17 protein-coding genes are annotated in these 17,697 nt (G+C 69.4%); 13 read left to right on the top strand and 4 right to left on the bottom strand.

Going from position 1 to position 17,697, the window contains the following annotated elements:
• Positions 1-41: 41 nt before the first annotated feature.
• Both AC1Z3O_RS18750 and AC1Z3O_RS18755 read right to left on the bottom strand, forming a co-directional pair.
• Positions 42-467, bottom strand: coding sequence for an organic hydroperoxide resistance protein (locus AC1Z3O_RS18750; RefSeq protein ID WP_483517199.1), 426 nt, complete (start codon positions 465-467; stop codon positions 42-44).
• A 284-nt stretch (positions 468-751) separates the two neighbouring features.
• Positions 752-1,225 carry a MarR family winged helix-turn-helix transcriptional regulator gene (locus AC1Z3O_RS18755; protein ID WP_483517200.1) on the bottom strand — a complete coding sequence of 158 codons (474 nt, stop codon included), beginning with the start codon at positions 1,223-1,225 and terminating at the stop codon, positions 752-754.
• A 258-nt stretch (positions 1,226-1,483) separates the two neighbouring features.
• Here AC1Z3O_RS18755 and tam point away from each other — a divergent pair, with 258 nt between their 5' ends.
• From tam to AC1Z3O_RS18790, 7 genes are all read left to right on the top strand, one after another.
• Complete coding sequence (gene tam / locus AC1Z3O_RS18760; RefSeq protein ID WP_483517201.1) at positions 1,484-2,254, top strand: trans-aconitate 2-methyltransferase; 771 nt, start codon at positions 1,484-1,486, stop codon at positions 2,252-2,254.
• Between the two features lie 176 nt (positions 2,255-2,430).
• Positions 2,431-3,303, top strand: a complete 873-nt coding sequence (locus AC1Z3O_RS18765; protein WP_483517202.1) for a CHAD domain-containing protein — start codon at positions 2,431-2,433, stop codon at positions 3,301-3,303.
• 58 nt (positions 3,304-3,361) lie between these two features.
• A complete protein-coding gene (gene mnmE, locus AC1Z3O_RS18770) occupies positions 3,362-4,789 on the top strand; it encodes a tRNA uridine-5-carboxymethylaminomethyl(34) synthesis GTPase MnmE (RefSeq protein ID WP_483517204.1) in 1,428 nt (475 codons plus the stop codon).
• A gap of 183 nt (positions 4,790-4,972) precedes the next feature.
• Positions 4,973-5,350, top strand: a complete 378-nt coding sequence (locus tag AC1Z3O_RS18775; protein WP_483517205.1) for a hypothetical protein — start codon at positions 4,973-4,975, stop codon at positions 5,348-5,350.
• Between the two features lie 217 nt (positions 5,351-5,567).
• Entirely contained in the window at positions 5,568-6,452 is an 885-nt protein-coding gene (locus AC1Z3O_RS18780; protein WP_483517206.1) for a c-type cytochrome, read from the top strand.
• 278 nt (positions 6,453-6,730) lie between these two features.
• On the top strand, positions 6,731-7,804 hold the full coding sequence (locus AC1Z3O_RS18785; protein ID WP_483517207.1) for an Lnb N-terminal periplasmic domain-containing protein: 1,074 nt from the start codon (positions 6,731-6,733) through the stop codon (positions 7,802-7,804).
• On the top strand, positions 7,804-9,888 hold the full coding sequence (locus AC1Z3O_RS18790; RefSeq protein ID WP_483517208.1) for an alpha/beta fold hydrolase: 2,085 nt from the start codon (positions 7,804-7,806) through the stop codon (positions 9,886-9,888). The genes AC1Z3O_RS18785 and AC1Z3O_RS18790 overlap by 1 nt, the downstream gene beginning before the upstream one ends.
• Before the next feature lie 28 nt (positions 9,889-9,916).
• Here the strand turns inward: AC1Z3O_RS18790 and AC1Z3O_RS18795 are convergent, their stop codons facing one another.
• Positions 9,917-10,885: a LysR family transcriptional regulator gene (locus tag AC1Z3O_RS18795; protein WP_483517210.1), complete on the bottom strand. Its 969-nt coding sequence runs from the start codon at positions 10,883-10,885 to the stop codon at positions 9,917-9,919.
• A gap of 226 nt (positions 10,886-11,111) precedes the next feature.
• Between AC1Z3O_RS18795 and AC1Z3O_RS18800 the strand changes: the two genes are divergently transcribed.
• From AC1Z3O_RS18800 to AC1Z3O_RS18825, 6 genes are all read left to right on the top strand, one after another.
• Complete coding sequence (locus AC1Z3O_RS18800; RefSeq protein WP_483517211.1) at positions 11,112-12,086, top strand: Bug family tripartite tricarboxylate transporter substrate binding protein; 975 nt, start codon at positions 11,112-11,114, stop codon at positions 12,084-12,086.
• Positions 12,087-12,180: 94 nt separating this feature from the next.
• Positions 12,181-13,440, top strand: coding sequence for a CaiB/BaiF CoA transferase family protein (locus AC1Z3O_RS18805; RefSeq protein WP_483517212.1), 1,260 nt, complete (start codon positions 12,181-12,183; stop codon positions 13,438-13,440).
• Between the two features lie 14 nt (positions 13,441-13,454).
• Positions 13,455-14,225 (top strand): enoyl-CoA hydratase/isomerase family protein, encoded by a 771-nt coding sequence (locus AC1Z3O_RS18810; protein WP_483517213.1) that lies wholly within the window; start codon positions 13,455-13,457, stop codon positions 14,223-14,225.
• Between the two features lie 51 nt (positions 14,226-14,276).
• On the top strand, positions 14,277-15,263 hold the full coding sequence (locus AC1Z3O_RS18815; RefSeq protein WP_483517214.1) for a tripartite tricarboxylate transporter substrate binding protein: 987 nt from the start codon (positions 14,277-14,279) through the stop codon (positions 15,261-15,263).
• Between the two features lie 3 nt (positions 15,264-15,266).
• On the top strand, positions 15,267-15,764 hold the full coding sequence (locus AC1Z3O_RS18820) for a MaoC family dehydratase (protein ID WP_483517216.1): 498 nt from the start codon (positions 15,267-15,269) through the stop codon (positions 15,762-15,764).
• A 123-nt stretch (positions 15,765-15,887) separates the two neighbouring features.
• Positions 15,888-16,547: a methyltransferase family protein gene (locus tag AC1Z3O_RS18825; protein ID WP_483517218.1), complete on the top strand. Its 660-nt coding sequence runs from the start codon at positions 15,888-15,890 to the stop codon at positions 16,545-16,547.
• Between the two features lie 28 nt (positions 16,548-16,575).
• On the opposite strand, the gene AC1Z3O_RS18830 is transcribed toward AC1Z3O_RS18825, so the two are convergent.
• Positions 16,576-17,559, bottom strand: a complete 984-nt coding sequence (locus AC1Z3O_RS18830; RefSeq protein WP_483517219.1) for a LysR family transcriptional regulator — start codon at positions 17,557-17,559, stop codon at positions 16,576-16,578.
• Positions 17,560-17,697: the final 138 nt, after the last annotated feature.

The raw sequence follows: 17,697 nt of genomic DNA on the forward strand, positions 1-17,697 counted from the left end.
ACCGCGCGCAGCCGATGTCAGCCCTGACTGACTTGGGCGGATCAGACCAGCGTCAGCGTCACGTCGATATTGCCGCGCGTGGCGTTGGAGTACGGGCAGACGATGTGCGCCTTGTCCACCAGCGCCTGCGCCACGGCCCGGTCGACACCCGGCAGCGAGACCTGCAGTTCCACCTCGATGCCGAAGCCGGTGGCGATGGCGCCGATGCCGACCTTGCCGGTGATCGAGGTATCGGCCGGCAGGGCCACCTTCTGCTGGGCGGCGACATACTTCAGAGCACCGATAAAGCACGCCGAATAGCCCGCGGCAAACAGCTGCTCAGGGTTGGTGCCGTCGCCGCCGGCGCCGCCGAGTTCGCGCGGCGTGGTCAGCTTGACGTCCAGCACGCCGTCGGACGAGACGGCACGGCCGTCGCGGCCGCCGGTGGCTTGGGCCTGGGCACGGTAGAGGACTTTTTCGATCGACATGGTGCACTCCTTAGGGGTTGGGTCGATGGTCTTCCTGCATCTTCTTGCTGCATTGGCCGGCACCGTCATCCTGGCGACGATGCCGATTCACATAGCTAGCGATTAAATCGTGCACTATATGTTTCTCATATCAGTCTGCCGCGATACTGTCTGCAGCAGGATCTTGGCCGCAACACACCTGCGTGAGGCGGGGTTCACCGCGCCTGCCTGCGGCACCCGCTGCAACGGGTACGCACCGCCGCGCATCGCTTGCGCGCCAGTTGCGCGCTGGCTGCCCCTGCCGCCTACTGCTGCTCCGCCTCCGTGGCGAAGCGTTCACGCAGTTCATCCAGCCCGCGCTTCAACCCGATCAACTCCTCCACGCTGCAGGCCGAAGCGCACAGCAGCGCTTCCGGCACCTTCTTGGCCGGTGCCTTCAGCGCCCGGCCTGCTTCCGTCAGGCTGATGATCACCTGGCGCTCGTCGGCCGCGGCGCGTTCGCGTGTCAGCAGGCCCTGCGCTTCCATGCGCTTGAGCAGCGGGGTCAGCGTTGCCGAATCCAGGTACAAGCGGCTGCCGATATCCGAGACGGTCAGCCCGTCCTGCTCCCACAACACCAGCATGACAAGGTATTGCGGGTAAGTCAGTCCTAACGGACGCAGCAGCTTGCGGTACAGCTTGTTCAGCGCCAGGGACGTCGAATACACGGAAAAGCAGAACTGGTGGTCCAGTAGTTGGGCCGAGGGCGGCAGTTCGGGTGGCGTGCGTTGCGTGTCCATGGAGCGAATATAGATAGCGCACGATTTAATTGCAAGCAATTTTTCTGCGCGGCTTCTGCGCGGGACAGGCCAGCGCGCCCGCTGTTTCTGGTACGCGCCCGGCGCGGACTATGCGCCTCTTGGGCAAACCCGTCGGCGCGGTCTGGATAGTGCGCTCCGGGTGATCTGGAAATCATAGCTTGTCGGGCCTATGCTAGCGCCATCGTGCCGCCGCGCCGCCCGCCGCTGCGGCCAACCTCCACAAGGAAAGGAATCGAGATGAGCTGGTCGGCCAAGCAATATGTGGCGTTCGAGGATGAACGCACCCGTCCGGTGCGCGATCTGCTGGCGGCAGTGCCGACCCAGGACGTGCGCCGCGCCGTGGACCTGGGCTGCGGCCCGGGCAACTCCACCGAGGTGCTGCTGCAGCGCTACCCCGGCGCCGAGGTCAGCGGCCTGGACAATTCCGACGACATGATCGATGCGGCACGCAAGCGCCTGCCGCAGCTGCAGTTCCGCCTGGTCGGCATCGAGGGCTGGCAGCCGGAGGCGCCGCCGGACGTGATCCTGGCCAACGCGGTGCTGCAGTGGGTGCCGGACCACCACAAGGTGCTGCCCGAGCTCATCGGCAAGCTGGCGCCGGGCGGCAGCCTGGCCTTGCAGATGCCGGACTCGCTGGACGAGCCGGCCCACCGGCTGATGCGGGAGGTCGCCGCCACCGGCCCCTGGGCGCCCAAGCTGGTCGATGCCGCCAATGCGCGCACCGGCCTGTGCACGCCGACCGAGTACTACGCGATGCTGCGCCCGCATGCGTCGCGCGTGGACGTCTGGCTGACCGTCTACCATCACCCGCTGGCGGCGGGCCCGTCCGCGATCGTGGAATGGTTCAAGGGCAGCGGCCTGCGGCCCTTCCTGCAGGCGCTGGACGAGGCTGAGCGCGCCGACTACCTCGCGCGCTACCAGGAGGCCGTGGCGCGCGCCTACCCCAAGCTGCCCGACGGCTCGGTACTGCTGCCCTTCCCGCGGCTGTTCATCGTGGCCACGCGCTGAGCCGCGGCGCCTGCCGGCAGGGTCAGGCCGGCAGGCGGCCTCGATACCGTGGCCATCCGGGTCGAGCACGAACGGCCACACGGATGATGCGCAAACGGCAATCGTGACGCAGCGCACGCGAGTCCCGGTGCAGCATCGCCTACACTGGAAAGCACCGCCGCACTCTCACGCCCGCCATGCGCGCCCAACCCGACCCGCTCCGGCTCGACCGCAAGATGCGCCCCCATGCCGCCTTTGCCTTACTGGCCGAGGCGGATCTCGCCACCATTGCCGGGCACCTGGAAACGCTGGCTCGCCGCAATGAGGTGGAAGACGTGCATGTCCTGCGCGTAGCCATCCGGCATCTGCGCGCCGTGGCCTGGACTTTCGCGCCGGCCCTGCCCAAGGGAATGGCCAGGCGCTGGCGTGGGCAGCTGGGCGAGCTGGCCGACGCCGCCAGCGCGGTACGCGACTGGGATGTCTTCGCGCTCGAGACGCTCAAGCCGGCCCTGGACAGCCAGCCGGATGACCCGGTGCTGCTCGCCGTGCTGCTCACGGCGGCTGCACGCCGCGCCGACGCGCACAGCGCCATGCTGGAGCGGCTGGCCCAATGCCACCACTGGCCGCTGCCGGCGCTGCAGCGAGAGCTGGTCCATCTGCAGGGCGGCGTGGGTCCGCATGTGCCCGAAAGCCCTGCGCTGGGCCGCTTCGCCCGCGTGCGCGTGGCGCAAGCACGCAAACGGCTGCGGGCACTGGCGCGCGCCGCGCGGGGCGGCGGCACGCAGCAGGTGCACAAGCTGCGTATCGGCGGCAAGCTGCTGCGCTATACCGTGGAGGCACTCGCCGACGTGCTGCCCGCAAGCAAGGCCAAATCGCTGCGCGCCAAGCTGGTCAAGCGCCAGACCCGGCTTGGCCGGATCATCGACGATGCCGTGGCGCGCCGCCTGCTGTCCGAATGCCTGGCCGAGCCACCGGCGGCTCAGGCAGCAGACGCGACGACTGCAGCAACGACCGCCGCGACGACCGATGCACGGACCGGCGCGAGATCCGCGCGGCGGCAACGGGCCTGATCCCGCCTCCCGGGCCACGGTGCACGCCGCGCGGCCTGCCTTCTGCGACAATACGCCCATGACTGCACCCCAGCTTCCTATCGCCGCCATTGCCACCGCGCCCGGTCGCGGCGGCATCGGCGTGGTGCGCGTGTCGGGCCCCGACGTGGCCGCCATCGCGCGCGCCGTCTGCGGCCAGACGCTCAAGCCGCGCCACGCCACCTACCTGCCCTTCCTCGACGGCAAGGGCGACGTGATCGACCATGGCATCGCGCTGTACTTCCCCGCGCCGAACTCCTATACGGGTGAAGACGTACTGGAACTGCAGGGCCACGGCGGCCCGGTGGTGATGCAGATGCTGCTGGCGCGTTGCCTCGAAGCCGGCCGCGAGATCGGCCTGCGCCTGGCCGAGCCCGGCGAATTCACCCGCCGCGCCTTCCTCAACGACAAGCTCGACCTGGCCCAGGCCGAAGCCGTGGCCGACCTGATCGAGGCCAGCACCGAAGCCGCCGCGCGCTCGGCCGCGCGCTCGATGGAAGGCGCCTTCTCCAAGGCCATCCACGAACTGGTCGACAAGGTGATCCACCTGCGCATGCTGGTGGAGGCCACGCTCGACTTCCCCGAAGAAGAACTCGACTTCCTGGAAGCCTCCGACGCGCGCGGACAGCTTGCGGTGATTCGCGCCAACCTCGCCGGCGTGCTGGCGCAGGCGCGCCAGGGCGCGCTGCTGCGCGAAGGCCTGTCGGTGGTGCTGGCGGGCCAGCCCAATGTGGGCAAGTCATCGTTGCTCAACGCGCTGGCCGGCGCCGAGCTGGCCATTGTCACGCCGATTCCCGGCACCACGCGTGACCGCGTGCGCGAGACCATCCAGATCCAAGGTATCCCGCTGCATATCATCGACACCGCCGGCCTGCGCGACGACGCCGCGGACGAGGTGGAGCGCATCGGCATCGAACGCACCTGGGACGCCATCGGCCGCGCCGACCTCGTGCTGCACCTGGTCGACGCCACCGACTATGTACGCAACGGCCTGTCCACGGCGGACGACCAGATCGACGACCGCCTGAGCGGCGTGCTGCCGGCTGGCTCGCCCATCCTGCGCGTGGTCAACAAGATCGACCTGGCCCCCGCTGCCGGCGACGCGCACTTCAGCAGCAACCGCCCGCACGTGGTGGCCGCCAACGGCCCCAACCCAAGCGAGGTCTGGATCTCGGCGCGCACCGGCGCCGGCATCGAACTGCTGCGCGCCCAGCTGCTGCGCCTGGTGGGCTGGCAGCCCGGCAACGAAGGCACCTTCCTCGCCCGCGAGCGGCACCTGACCGCGCTGCGCAACGCGCAATCGCACCTGGACATGGCCGCCGAGCAGTCGGAACAACAAGCGCAGGCGCTCGACCTCTTCGCCGAGGAGTTGCGCCTGGCGCAGGACCACCTGAACAGCATCACCGGCGAGTTCACCAGCGACGATCTGCTGGGGACGATTTTTACGCGGTTCTGTATTGGCAAGTAGTGGGGGCGCCAAGGGGGCGCAAAGGCATCGGCTGGCGGGATATCTCGCCTTGTGTGCGGCGAGCGCCGCCTGTGGCCTTGTAGCAGCGAAATATGGGTATCAAGAAGATTCCAGACTGGCCGTATTCACTAGAATACGCATGCAAGCCGCAACGCGTCGTGCAAATCTCGTCCCGGAGCTGACATGGAGCCCATCAACTTCGAATTTGTCACCGTCGAGGAAGCGAAGCAGGTCCTGGATGGCCCCCCGCCCCTGGTAGCGGAACCGGACTGGACCGACCTGAGGCGCCCGCTGACTCCGCAAGAGCAAGCGCTGACGCCTGCCGCCCTCAAATGGCTGGCGCATCTGCCACGCGAAGCCCGGCCGCTGGAACTGTGCTGGACCTATCCGCGCATCGCCAACAGGCTGGCGGAAATCTGGGGCGCCCCGGCGCTGCTGTCGGCCTACCTGGGCGACCTGCTGATCGACAAACGCGGTGGGCGCGAGGGCTTCCCCGGCGGCATCGCGCTTGAGTTGACGCGACTGCAGGAGCATCTGCTGCGCACGAATTGGCAGCCGTAACCGGCTGCCGCGGGCACACCCTGCACGTCCCTTGATCGCGGCGGCGCACGCATCCCCCGTTGCCGCATGGCCCCGCCGGCACTTCCCACCGTCAGCCTGCCCGCTGTTCCCCTAAACGGAGGATGGCAATCCGTCGGGCACCACCCATAATCGGTCGCAGCCATGCCGCCGGCGCGCCTGTGCCGCGGCAATCGAGCACGCTAGGGAGGAGGACAGCATGGCGACATGGATCCGTCTGGCTGTGGCGCTGAGCCTGCTGGCGCAGATCGGCGCAAGCGGCGCGCAGGACAGCACTCCCGGCGCCACGCAGGACAAGGCCCGCCTGGCGCGCGGCAAATACCTGATGGAAAGCGTGGTCGCCTGCGGCAATTGCCACGTCGCGCGTGGCGAGAAGGGTGAGCCGCTCTTCTCGCGGGGCCTGTCGGGCGGCATGGTATTCGACGAACCGCTGTTCAAGGCCTACGCGTCCAACATTACGCCGGACCGCGAGACCGGCGTCGGCAAGTGGACCGATGCCCAGCTCGGCAAGGCGATCCGCGAGGGCATCCGGCCGGACGGGAGCGTGATCGGCCCGCCCATGCCAATTGCGTTCTACCGCCAACTGTCGGACGCTGACCTGGCGGCAATCATCGCCTACTTGCGCGCGCAGCCGCCGGTGAAGCAAGCCGTCGACGCCTCCCGCTATAACATGCCGCTGCCTCCGAACTACGGGCCGCCCGTCAAGGACGTCCGCGCCCCTTCGCCGCGGGACACGATCAAGTATGGCGAGTACCTCGCGCAGATCGGCCACTGCATGGAATGCCACACCCCGCGCAACGGCAATGGCATGCTGGAGCTCTCCCGCCTGGGCGCCGGCGGCCAGGTGTTCAATGGCCCCTGGGGGCAGAGCGTGGCGCGCAACCTGACCCCGCACGAGAGCGGGCTCAAGCACTGGAGCCCCCGGCAGATCGCCCAGGCGATTCGCGGCACGGACAGAAGTGGCGGGCACTACAAGCCGCCCATGGCTTTCGACTGGTACCAGCGCATCAGTGATGCCGACATGGATGCGCTGGTCGCCTACCTGGGTTCGCTCAAGCCGCAGCCATTCGCCGGCAAGGATTGACCTGCCGCCGGCCGGCGCGCTGCGGCAAGCGCGCGCGATGGCCGCTTTCCCTCTGTGTCCTGACTCAGCAGGCGGAGATTCGCCGGGGCCGAAGACGGCGCCTGGCGATGCCACGGAGACGACGCGTTTAAACTACGCGAAAAATTCCGTCCAGCCAACGTGACTCGACACCAGCATCCAGCTATCCCGGCAACACACAGCGCTTGCGCGCTTCGGCACCGGCAGCCGATCCCCCCCTTGCACGCGCAGCGCAGGAACGCCGCCTGCGGCGGCACGCCATGAGCGCGCGCCCGCTGCCCGGCGGGGCCGGCCAGGAGCGGCGCCGTCTGCCTTGGCCGCTGCGCGCGGCGCTGGTCCTGGCGGCGGTCGCGTTCACCGCCTGGGGTGCGCTGGCGCTGTGGTTCCAGTTCCCTGGCGGCGAGGCGCTGCGCCTCTTGCCCATCGCCGCCTGGGTGCTGGTCGGGCTGGCCAGCGCGCGCGCGCTATGGCGTGGCGGCTCGGCCCGTGCGGACCGCATCGCGCTGGGCGCCTTCGTGGTGGCACTGCTTGCGCTGCTGGGCTGGTGGCACACCATCCGGCCCTCGAATGACCGCGTCTGGGCCGACGATGTGGCGCGCCTGCTGGAGGCGCGCGTGGACGGCAACCGGGTCACGCTGCGCAATGTCCGCAATTTCGACTGGCGCAGCGAGACAGACTACACGCCACGCTGGGAGACGCGCGAGTACGACCTCTCCCGGCTGCGCTCTGCCGACCTGATCCTGTCTTACTGGATGGGGCCGGAGATCGCCCATACCTTGGTGTCGTTCTACTTCGACGATGGCCAGCGCGTGGTGCTCTCGCTGGAGATCCGCAAGGAGCGCAATGAGAGCTTCTCCGCCATCGGCGGCTTTTTCCGCCGCTTCGAGTCCGTGATCATCGCCGCCGACGAGCGCGATATCGTGCGCACGCGCAGCAATGCGCGCGGCGAGGACGTTTATCTCTATCGGCTGTCGGCCTCGCCAGAGGCGCTGCGCCGCCTCTTCCTGGGCTATATGGAGCGCGCCGAGGAACTGCGCCGCGCGCCGCGCTTCTACAACACGCTGACCAGCAACTGCACCACCATCGTGTTCGACCTTGCCCGCCAGATCGTGCCCGGCCTGCCGCTGGACTATCGCCTGCTGCTGTCCGGCTATTTTGCCGAGTACGCCTACGACCAGGGCGGGCTCGCGCCCGGCGTCGACTACGCGCGGCTGCACGCGCTCGGGCACATCAATGCGCGTGCCCTGCAGGCGGATGCGGACCCGGCCGTGCCGTTCTCGCAGGCGATCCGGCGCGGCGTGCCGGGCATCCCGGCAGCAGAGACGGGGCAGTGATGCAAGCAACGATGCGCAGGATTACACCACGCGCGCTGCGCGGCGGCTGGCGCACCGGCCTCGTGCTGGCGCTGGTGGTGCTGGCCACCGTGCTGCTCGATGGCTGTGCGATGGTCGCGGTCAAGTCGGTCAGCGCCAGCCAGTTCATCGCGCAGAAGCGCGGCGACATCCTGACGCGCGGCCGCCTCAGCGACGCCAGCGAAGAAACCCTGCGGGTGGCGGCGCTCGACGAGGGCCCGTGCCGCAAGCCCTCACCAGACTGCATCGAAGCGCTGGCACGCACCTCCGGCATCGACCAGGAGCGCCGCCTGGCCACCTTGTCCGAGCTGTGGCTGCAGCAGGCGATGGCGCTGTCCGGTGGCGCGGCGGGCGCCGCGCAAGAGGCGGCCGTCAATGCGTGGATCGAGACGGCGCGCCATGCCTACGCCTACCTGTTCTTCACCGCGCGCGGCCCCGGAGAGCGCGCCTTCGAGGAGCGCCAGACCCAGGTGCGCGACTACTACAACTACGCGGCGCAGGAGGCGGCCATCGCCCTGTTCCGCCTCGGCGAATCGCGCGGCACAGTGAACGCGCGCGCGCCGACGCGCAGCGGCCCCTGGACCATCCACAAGGACCTGAGCGGCCTGCGCCTTCCCGAGGGTGCGGACGGGCCCAAGGAGCTGATCCCCGCCGCCTCGCTGTCCTTCGCCGGCCTGCGCAGCACCTACCGGCGCGACGGCTTCGGCACGGAGCTGGTGGCCGTGATGGAGGACGACCCTGTCACGTCGCCCGCCACCCGGGGCGAGTCCGCCGGCACGGCCAGCGAGGAAGGCGCCCCGGCGCGGCCCGCGCGCTGGCACCGCGCCGCCACGCGCGACTACAGCGAGATGCCATCGCCCACGCTCACGCTGCTGCTGCGCTTTCCGGGCGACGACCTCGATGAGGTACTCACCACGCACGACGTGCTGGTCAGCGTGCACGACCCCTACAAGGACGCCTTCTTCGCCTTGCACGGGCAACAGGTACCGCTGGCGGCCAACTTCACGGCGGGGTATGGCTTGTGGCTGGCGCGCTCGAACTTCGCCGGCCAGTCGCTGCGCACGCTGCTGGGCCTGGAGCGCGGCATCGACCGGCCGCACCTGTACATGATGCAGCCCTACGACCCGGACCGCCGCGTCATCGTGATGCTGCACGGCCTGGCCAGCAGCCCCGAGGCCTGGGTCAATGTGGCCAACGAGGTGCTGGGCGACGAGACACTGCGCCAGAACTTCCAGGTCTGGCAGGTCTACTACCCTACCAATGCGCCGCTGGCCATCAACCAGGCCATGATCCGCAAGACGATCATTGACACGCTGGCGCACTTCGATCCGCACGGGCGCGCCACCGCGTCGCACGACATCTTGCTGGTCGGCCACAGCATGGGCGGCGTGCTGGCGCGCCTGCTGGTGTCCTCGTCGGGCGATCGGCTGTGGGACTGGTTCACCACGGAGTACGAGGTGGACGAAGACAGCGAAAAGATGGCCGCCATCCGGGAACGCATCGAACCGGCGCTGAGCTTCACGCCGCTGCCCGGCGTGAGCCGTGCCATCTTCATCGCCGCGCCCCACCGCGGCACCGACATCGCCGGCAACCGGATCGCACGCTGGTTCTCCAGCCTGATCCGGCTGCCGCTCACCATGCTGCAGGGCTTCGACGAGGTCGTCCGCACCATGGCCGGTGCCCGGCCCGGCCAGTCTGACGGCGCGACGCCGCGCATCCCCAACAGCATCGACAACCTGAACGCAGCTGACCCCTTCGTCGAGGCCGCCGCGACACTGCCGATCTCGCCGCAGGTGCACTATCACTCGATCATCGCGCGGCGCAGCGCCGATGGGCCGCTGGCACTCTCCGACGATGGGCTGGTGCCTTACCGCAGCGCCCACCTCGACGGCGCCGCCTCGGAGAAGGTCATCGTCGCCGGGCACAGCGTGCAGGAAACCGCGGCGGCCATCCTGGAGATCCGCCGCATCCTGCACGCGGACCTGGACGAGTCCTGTGCGGCGGTGCAGGCGGGCACCGCCGCCGCCAGGGCGCCGTGCACGGGGCTGCTGTCACAGCAGCGCTGAAGGCGGCGCCTCTCAGCGCCTCAGCGCCTCAGCGTCCTGAGGCACCGACACGCGCCGGCCAGCTGCCATCGGCGATCTGCGCCCGCACGATCTCCACCACCAGGTCCAGTACCACCGATGCCGCGATCGACAGCGGCGTGGTGGCGGAGCGGCACAGGTAGACCGGCCGCGTCACCGCCGGATGGCTGATGCGCGCGGCGGACAGCAATCCCTTGCGCAGTTCCGCGCAGACCGAGGCGTAGGAGAGGACCGTGCAGCCGACACCCGCCGCGGCCAGCGCGATCAGTTCCGGGATGGCGTTCACTTCCGCCAGCACGGCAAGATCCACCTCGTGGCTGCGCACGTAGCCGTCGATCAAGGCGCGCAGGCCATGCTCGCCGGCCGGCAGGATCATCGGATAGCGATGCAGATCGCGGAAGCGGACGGTCCTGCCCAGCGGCTCGCCGCGTTTGCGCACCGCGCCTAGCCGCCCCGGCGCCGCCACCAGCACGAGGTCCTCGTCGACCACGTGCTCGGACAGCAGGCCCGAGCCGGCGCTCGCCTGGAACGTCAGCCCGATGTCGATGTGGCCGGTCAGCAGATGGTTGGGAATGTAGCCGGTGCTGAGCTCGATGACCTGCAGGCGCACCTTCGGCCAGCGCCGGATGGTCTCGCGCACCAGCGGCACGGTGAGGATCTTGGCCATCGACTGCGGCAGGCCGATGGCGACGCGGCCCTCGGGATCGGTCACCACATCGCGCACGTCCTCGCAGGCGATGTCGAGCCGCGTCAGGATATCCCGCGCGTGGCTCTCGAAACGCAGGCCCGCGGCGGTCGGCACCACGCCCTTATGGCTGCGTGTGAACAGGGCCACGCCCAGCGCCTCTTCCAGGTGCTTGATCTGCAGGCTCAATGCAGGCTGCGCGAGGTGCAGGACTTCCGCCGCGCGCGAGATCGAACCGGCCGCGGCCACCGCAAGAAAGCACCGCAAGCCGCGCACGTCCACTGGCATTCCCATCGCTGTCTCCCGTCTCCATGCCTTGTGGCGCGGTACTTCCGCAATGTCGCACTTCCGCACTGCCGCCAGCGGGCTTGTCTGTCGATGCCGGAAGGATATATCGCAGCACGATACCCAGCATCAAAAAGCTATCTTGGACATATATGGTACTGCGCGCGATAGTGGTACCTGCCCCGCGCAACGTACGCGAATCCGGGCACAGACCTTCGCTGGAGACAAAGACACCATGGGACTCAGCCGCCGTACCTTCCTGGCAGGCGCCGGCGCCGCCTTGCTTGCGCCACCTTTGTTGGCAGACCAATGGCCGGCGCGGCCGATCCGGCTGGTGGTGCCGTTCGCCGCGGGCGGCCCCGGTGACTTCGTCGCGCGGCTGATCGCCATTCCGCTGGCACACAAGCTCGGGCAGCCGGTGGTGGTGGAGAACAAGCCGGGCGCCGGCGGCAACCTCGGCACGCAAAGCGTGCTGGACGCCAACGCCGATGGCTACACCATCCTGCTGAACACGGTCGGCATGCACGCGGTCAATCCGCTGATGTTCCCCGACCTGCGCTTCCAGCCGCAACGCGACCTGGTCGCCATCGGCGTGGTCGCGACCGTGCCGAACGTGCTGGTGGTGCATCCGACCAAGCTCGGCGTCAACACCCTGGCCGACCTGGTGCGGCTCGGCCGGCAGCGGCCGAACAACCTCAGCTACGCCACCTACGGCGCGGGCAGCTCGCCCCACATCTACGGTGCGCTGCTGCAGAAGGCCGCCGGCTTCACCGCGGTGGCCGTGCCCTACAAGGGCAGCGCGCCGGCCAGCAGCGACGTGATGGCAGGCAACGTGGACTTTCTCTTCGACAGCATGACCACCTGCATCGGACAGATACACGGCGGCAAGCTCAAGGGCCTGGCCATCACCTCGGTCTCGCGCTCCACGCTGCTGCCCGATGTGCCGACGCTGAAGGAGGCCGGCTACCCGGCGCTGGACCTGAAATTCTGGCTCTCGCTGCAGGCGTCGGCGAAGACGCCGCCCGCCATCGTGCAGACGCTGCGCGAAGCGGTGGCGCAATGCGCGCTCGAGGCGGACTACGGCAAGGCGCTGGTCGCGCGTGGCGCCGAGCCCTTCCACGTTGCGCCGGCCGAAGTGCAGGCCTATGTGAATCACGACGCCGCGCGCTGGACCGCGCTGGCGCGCTCGATCGACATCAAGCCCGAGTAGGGCGCCCCGTGCGGCCGCATGGCGGCCGCGCGTCCAGCCGGTTCCGTCCGCTTGCGGCCGTGGACCGATCCCGACCCATTCCGGATGGATACACATGATTGCATTGCAGGGCATTCGCGTGCTCGACCTGAGCAAGGTGCTGGCCGGCCCCCTGTGCGGCCAATACCTGGGTGAGCTCGGCGCCGAGGTCATCAAGGTCGAGCCGGTCGGCCAGGGCGACGACACCCGCGCCTGGCTGCCGCAGGACCGCGGCCAGTCGGCCACCTTCCTGGCCGTCAACCACAACAAGCGCAGCCTCGCCGTCGACCTCAAGACCGCCGAAGGCAGGCAGATCGTGCAGACGCTGGCGGCCCGCGCCGACGTGGTGCTGCAGGGCTTCGGCAGCGGCGCCGCCAAGCGGCTTGGCGTGGACTACGACACGCTGTCGGCCAGCAACCCGCGCCTCATCTACTGCGAGATCTCCGGCTACGGCCGCACGGGCCCGCTGGGACAGGAGCCCGGCTATGACGTCATGCTGCAGGCCTTCAGCGGCATGATCAGCACCATGGGCGAACCCGCCGGCAAGCTGGCACGCGCCAGCTTTTCGCCGGTGGACCTCGGCACCGGCATGCACGCCTTCAGCGGCATCCTGGCCGCCCTGATCGAGCGCGATAAGACGGGACAGGGCATGCACCTCGAGGTGTCGCTGCTCGACACGGCGATGGGCTATATGGGCTATCTCGCGCAGAACTACTGGTGCAGCGGCAAGCTGCCGCGCCCGATGGGGACCGCGCATCCCGCCATGGCGCCGTACCAGGTGTTCGAGGCTGCCGATGGTCCGGTGATGATCGGCATCGGCAACGATGCCCAGTGGCGGCGCTTCTGCCCGGTGGCCGGCCTGCAGGACGTGGTCGACTCTCCGCGCTTCACCACCAACGCAGCGCGCGTCGCGCATTTCGACGAAACGGTAGCGCTGGTGCAGGCGCGCATCGCCACGCAGCCGGTCGCCTATTGGCTGGACACGCTGCGCAAGGCCGGCGTCGCCTGCGCGCCCATCCACACCCTGGACCAGGCACTGGCGCATCCGCAGCTGGCCGCGCGCGGACTGGTCGTGGAATCCGAGCATCCGGTGCTGGGCAAGGTCCGCAACATGGGCCTGCCGGTGCGCTTCCGCGGCCAGGACCGCCAGGCGCGCCGGGCGCCGCCGCTGCTGGGCGAGCACACCGACGAGGTGCTGCGCCAGGCAGGCTACGGGCCCGATGCCATCGCCAGCCTCAAGGCAAGCGGCGTCGTTGCCGCTGCCGCCGCTGCCGAACCCGCCGGCCTTGCCGGTGCCGACACCCTGGAGGCCGGCGCTCGCGCCGCCACCGCATGACACGAGGAAACGCCATGTCCGCCGTCACCTATGAAGTCCGCGACCAGGTCGCGGAGATCCTGCTCGAGAGCCCGCCGGTCAATGCCTTGAACGAAGGCATGATCGACGCCCTGCTGCAAGCGCTGCGCCGCGCGGCGCAGGACGACGCGGTACGCGCGGTCATCCTGGGCAGCGCCGTGCCGCGGCGCTTCTGCGCGGGGCTGCAGCTCGACGCACTGCACGGCGCGCCGCCCTCGCGCAGCTACGCACTGGTCGACAAGCTGTACAACGGCCTGAGCGAGGCCCACTACCAACTGGGCAAGCCTTCCATTGCCGCAGTGGGCGGCACCGCGCGCGGCGGCGGCATGACGCTGGCCATCCACTGCGACATGATCGTCGCCGCCGATACGGCCACCTTCGGCTACCCGGAAATCGACGTGGGCCTGACGCCGGCCATCCACTACACGCACCTGCCGCGCATCGTCGGCCGCCACCGCGCCTTCGACCTGCTGTTCACCGGGCGCACCTTCGGCGCCGCCGAGGCCATGTCGCTGGGGCTGGTCAGCCGCGTGGTGCCCGAAGCCGACGTCATGCGCGAGGCACGGGCGCTGGCGCAGACGTTCTGCGCGAAATCGCCGGTGGTCATGCGCATGGGGCGCATGGCGTTCCAGCGCGCCAATGACAATGACTACCGGCGTGGCGTGGCCGGCGCCGTGGAGAGCTTCGGCAATGTGGCTGCCACGGACGACGCCAAGGAAGGCATCGCGGCCTTCGTCGAAAAGCGCAAGCCATACTGGCAGGCCTGAGCGCGCCGCGCCGGCGACACGGCACCATCCGCAAACCCAAGGAGGGAAAGCATGCGGTTCTTCGTTCCGGCGCGCCTGCGCGCCCCGATTCTTCTGCTCGCGCTGCTGGCGCTCCAGCCGGTCGCCGCTGGCGCTAAGGATGGCTGGCCGTCCCAGCCGGTGAAGCTCGTCGTGCCCTATGCGGCCGGCGGACCGACCGATGCGTTCGCGCGTGTGCTGGCCGAGCAGTGGGGCCGGCAGCTCGGTGAGCCGATGATCGTGGAGAACCGGACGGGCGCCGGCACGGTCGTCGGCACCGACTATGTGGCGAAGGCCCGGCCGGATGGCTACACCGTGCTGCTGACGACGGTGGCGCACGCGGTCAACGCGAGCATCGTGCCGCGCCTGCCATACCGCACCACGCAGGACTTCGCGCCGGTGGGCCTGGCCGCCAAGGCGCCGCTGGTGCTGCTGGTGACCAAGCAGTTCCCCGCGCGCAACCTCGCCGAGTTCCTGGCCTACGCGAAAGCGCATCCGGGCGCGCTGAACTACGGCTCGGCGGGCAACGGCAGCGCGCCCCACGTCGCCACCGAACTGCTGAACCTGAAGGCCGGACTGAAGACCACCCACATCCCCTACCGGGGCACCGGCCCCGCCATGACGGACCTGATCGGCGGGCAGATCGCCTTTATGATCGACAGCGCGCCGACCGGGCTGGCGCAGGTGCGCGCGGGCACGGTGCGCCTGATCGCGACGACGATGGGCGCGCGCCTGGCACAGACGCCGGACACGCCCGCCATCGCCGAGGCCGTGCCGGGCTATGAGGCCTACACCTGGAACGGCGCCTTCGTGCCGGCCGCCACGCCGCCGGCCGTGATCGGCACGCTCAACCGTGCCCTGCGCGCCGCGCTGGCCGATCCCGGCCTCCAGAAGCGGGCCTACGAGATGGGCCTGGTGCTCGAGTCCGAGCCGACGCCACAGGCGCTGGCCACGCACCTCGACAATGAGATCGCCAAATGGCGCGGCGTGGCGCAGGCAGCCAATATCAAGGAGGAGTGAAGCATGAGCCAAAGCGAGAGCCCCGCAGCATTCGACCCCGCCCAGCATCGCCTGTGCGCGCAGCGGTATTTCGAGGATTTCACCGTGGGCGAGCGCTTCGTGCTGCCGTCGCGCACGATGACCGACGCGATCTTCGCCGCCTTCCAGCTCGCCAGCGGCGACAACCATCCGGTCCACTACGACGTGGAGTACTGCCGCGCACGCGGCATGCCGCACATGCTGGCCCATGGCTTCCAGGTGGCGATCCAGACGGCGGCCGGCGCAGGGCTGTTCCCGCACATGGTCGAGGAATCGCTGAAGGGATTCATCGACCAGAGCAGCCGCTTCCTGCATCCGGTCTTCGTCGGCGACACGCTCTACAGCGCGCTGGAAGTGAGCGAGCTGGTGCCGAACCGCAGCACCGGCGTGCTGGCCATGCGTTCGACCGTGCACAACCAGCACGGCGTGCTCGTGCTTGAAGGAACGCAGCGCTATCTGCTGCGCAAGCGCGGGGCGGCCTGAGGCAGCCTTAGATGGCCTGAAGCGCGGCCGGCGCGCGTGCCAAGCCGGCGGCATGCGGCCGCCTTGTACTAAGCTGCGTGTGTGGGCCCAGCTTCTTTGTCTGCCATGCCTGTACACGTCGCCATGAAGACCTCCCCAAGGCTCGCCTTCTTTGCGCTGGCGGGCACGCTCGCCTATCTCGGCCTGGCCGTGCTCGGTGCGGGTGGCCTGGCGGCCTTTCTTTCGCAGCCCGCCCCGGTTACCGCGGCGGCCTTCACGCTGGTGCTCGCCGTCGCCGCCCTGTTCACCGAAGGCAACATCAGCCCGGGCGAGCAGGAGGACCGCGCCAACCGCTGGGTGCTGGCGGTATTCGGCGTGCTCGGGTTGCTTTCCGGCTGGCTGCCGGCCTATTGCGACCGGCGCGACTTGTGGACATTCGGCGGCGACGGCGTGCGCTGGCTCGGCGTGGCGCTGTTCGTCGCTGGCGGCGTGCTGCGCATGTGGCCGGTCTTCGTGCTCGGCAAGCGCTTCAGCGGGCTGGTGGCGATCCAGCCCGGGCACACGCTGGTCACCAGCGGGATCTACGGCACCATCCGCAACCCGAGCTACCTCGGCCTGCTGATCAACGCGCTGGGCTGGGCGCTGGTGTTCCGCTCCGTGGCGGGGATCGTGCTGGCGCTGCTGATGGTGCCGCCGCTGGTGGCGCGCATGCATGCGGAAGAGGCGCTGCTGGGTACGCGCTTCGGCGATGAGTACGCGGCCTATCGCGCGCGCACGTGGCGGCTGATTCCGTGGGTGTACTGAGGCGCGCGGCGGCGGGCCGGGGCTGTGCTCAGCCTGGCGGCCGCGCCTGCGCCTCCCGGCAGACCTGGCGCAGCGATTCGGCGAACAGCAGGTCCACCGGACGGCCGGGCCGGTCGGCGCGCACGAACATGGCGAGCGGCGGCAGCGTCCAGCCGAGGGAATAGGGCACGATGGCGACCCCGGCGATGCGCACCAGTTCCTCGGCGATGTCCGCCGGGACGATGGACAGCGCCGTCTCGCTGGCGGCGATCATCTCGGCGATCAGCTTGGACGAATAGCTCTCCACGATCGGCGTGGGCGGCGCCACGCCGGCGCCCAGGAACAGGTCCCCCACCTGCTCGCGTATGGGCGTGTTGGGCGCGCCCAGGATCCAGTCCAGCTCGGCCAGCTTGCTCCAGTCCAGCGCGACGCGCGACAGCCGGGCCGCCAGCCGCCGGTTGGCGATCAGGCGCGGCTGCTGGTGGTAGAGCACTTCGAAGCTGACCCCGTCCCGCTGCACGGCGGCGGACGCGCGCGCCACCACGATGTCGAGCACATGGTCCCGCAGCATCGGCAGCAGCTGGTCGCTGGTGCCCTCGTGCAGGGTCACGGTGAGGCGGCGCCCGCCCTCGGGCCGGGTGCGGCGGATCGCCGCCGACAGCATCTGGCCGGAAATGAAGGGGATCACGCCGATATGCAGATGGGCCGCGTGGCCGGCGGCGACGGCCTCCATGTCGCGCACCAGGTGGTCCAGGTCCTGCGTCATGGCGCGGGCGCGGGCCAGCACCACCAGGCCCAGCTCGGTGGGCGCCATGCCGCGGGCGGAGCGGTCGAACAGCGGCGCGCCGAACATGGCCTCGAGCTCGGCCAGGGCATTGGTGACTGCGGGCTGGCTGCTGGCCATGGCTTCTGCCGCGCGCGTCACCGAGCCGTGCTGCTGGATCGACAGCAGCAGCCGCAGGTGACGCATCTTCAAGCGCCCGCCAAGCCGCCTGGCCACTTCGCCTGAGTCAAACCCCTCCAATGCCACCATTCGCCAAGCGCCAATGTATTAGGAAATCATGATGGCTTCATAGTAATTCAAAATGTTGTTCTTATGTCCCCTGCCTAGAATGGTGCACAAGCCAGTGCGCTCGATGCCGGAAACGCCTAGAAAGGCATCATGCAGCAC

Source organism: Cupriavidus sp. 09_S30 (assembly GCF_056930435.1).